Source organism: Bartonella sp. CL435QHHD (genome assembly GCF_042195095.1).
Taxonomy (GTDB): Bacteria; Pseudomonadota; Alphaproteobacteria; order Rhizobiales; family Rhizobiaceae; genus Bartonella.
The window spans coordinates 1-2,221 of record NZ_JBHINS010000023.1; the positions used below are offsets into that span (position 1 = coordinate 1).

Consider the following 2,221-nt stretch of genomic DNA (forward strand, 5'->3'; position numbering starts at 1 on the left):
ATGGCTTTCATCATAAAACTTGCCATTAGAGCATTTTGTACGCCGTTTGCACCCCCAAGGATAAAAAATGACAGCATCATCAACCATACAATATGTGTTAAGGAAAAGCAGAAAATTGCAAAGCCAATTATTGCAGCGGCAAGTGATGCTCCAGCGGCATTGCCAAAGCGATGAAAAAGGCTGGAGAAACAGAGTGGACCAACCACGAGGCCAAGACTTAACATGCTTGTGATTACCCCATAGGTTTCTGCACTGAAGTACAGCTCCGTGCGGATGCGGACAATCGATAAGACGTTGAGAGCAGAGGTGAGGATGATGGTAATGATGAGGGGAGAAAGAGCATAGACAACATTTTTTTTACGCAAGAGACCCGTTAAATCTAGCCCTTTTTTGGCTTGCTGTGTTGTGTTTGTTGTTTGCGTATGTATTTTTAAACTTTTAAAACAGAAGAGAGTGATAAAGGTAGCACAAAGAACCATGATGGATAGTGCAAAGAGCCCTTTTTGCCCATTTGATATTCCATACAATACACCCCCTAGCAGTGGTCCGGCAATGTAGCCAAGATTACGAACTGTTTGGATAACGCGGTTTAGTCGATCTAGTTGCTGATCATTGGTTGCAAATTCTGGGACGGAAACGAGGATAGCAGACCAAAAGAGTGAACCAGCACAACCTAGTGCGAAAGAAAGTGCAATGTAAACCCAAAATTGGTTGGCGATTGCGGCAACGGCTATGAAGAGTGCTTCAAACAATAAAACAATGGGTACTGTTCGCGCTGGTTGGAAGCGATGCAAGAGGCGTGGTGCAATGGGGCCTGCACAAATTGCCCCGACAAGCCCTGCAAACAGCAGCATTGAAATAGATGCTGTGCTTTCTGCTAAGTGGAGAGCAAATGTAACTTGTGCTGTTTCATCGGCAAAGCTGCTAAAGCCCAAAACAAGGAAAAGTCCCATTTGGGTAAAAATCATGGATTTTTTCTTTGTCACAATGCTCCTCCCCAAGAGGTTATAAGGTACAATTTTCTTCTACGTGTTTATGGGATATCCCATGCTTTGTATAGTTTTTCTTGATGATCAGTTGAGAAAGGAAGTTTTCAGAGCTCTTTTCTAAAACAAGCACAATGCCTATTGGCAGCAATGACCAGCTCCTTATGTTTTTTAAAGGGGAGTATTAAGGATGATGGGCTGGTGAAGTTGTCTGATATGAGAGAGACAATAATACAAAAAGACAATCAGAAAATTTTGCAAAAAAGCTGCACTATAGTGCAGCTTTTTATGTATTTGCTTTAAAGGTAGACGTTTTAAAGCATGAAAGTGTCCTTACGGCTTCTATAACCATAATAGCCAAAAACACTGGAAATAATGGCGCCTACCAGACTGCCTAAAAAGCCCCACCACCCCATATTGGAGGCTGTTTTTGTGGCTTTAGTCGCAGTGTTTTTGGCGCCCTTGATCGTATCCTCAAGATTGTCTGAGAGTGTTTCTGCCCGTTCTTCAAGGACTTTGATGGCTTTTTCGGTCTTTTCCTCTGCTCTTTGATAGAGTTGGACGGCACGGTTTACTGCTGTTTGTGCATCCGCACGGGACATGCCATCGGTCACAAGGGCCTTGATGATATCACTTCGATCAAATTTTGTCGTGAGATCTTCTACACGATCAGACAGACGCTCACCAAGATTTTTTAAAGTGGTGCGATAGTAAGAAGGATCATTTTTGAAAGCTGTTATCGCAGAACCAATATCATTGAGTGCAGCTTGATAGGTTTGTTTCAAGCGATCAGGGTTGAGAGCAGGAATGTCGCTTTTATTGAGAAGGGTGCGCAATTCACTCGAAAGTTGGTCAAAATTGATGCCATTGTCACTATTTTTTGCAAAAAACTTTTCAAGACTTTCGCTGTTTAAGTTTGCAAGTATGGGGGAAATATTGTTTTTGAGGCTGTCCACGGTTTGTTGGACCATGGAGCTGTTTTCTAGAGCCGTTTTAGCTCCTATCTTTGCTGTACTAGAAACCACGTGGATGGCTTGGAGGGTCATCAGCAATGTTATGAGAGCCCAAGTGAGAAAGCCATGAAGAGTCCCTGAGGTTTCAGCAAAACGTCCAGCTACAAAGCCTCCCAAGGCTAGGCTAATCAGTGTAACGATAACAGAGCCCACGCCAAAGGAGAGGAAAGAGCCTTCAAATGGGGTTGAAGAAGTGAAATCCATTTGGCTTAAGCCTAAAGC

At 43.2% G+C, this 2,221-nt stretch carries 2 protein-coding genes; both read right to left on the minus strand.

Annotation, left to right across the window (positions count from 1 at the left end; genetic code table 11):
- On the minus strand, positions 1-986 hold a 986-nt coding region (locus tag ACFILH_RS00770; RefSeq protein WP_375667224.1), incomplete at its 3' end, for an MFS transporter.
- Positions 987-1,300: 314 nt separating this feature from the next.
- On the minus strand, positions 1,301-2,221 hold a 921-nt coding region (locus ACFILH_RS00775), incomplete at its 5' end, for a DUF3792 domain-containing protein (RefSeq protein WP_375667225.1).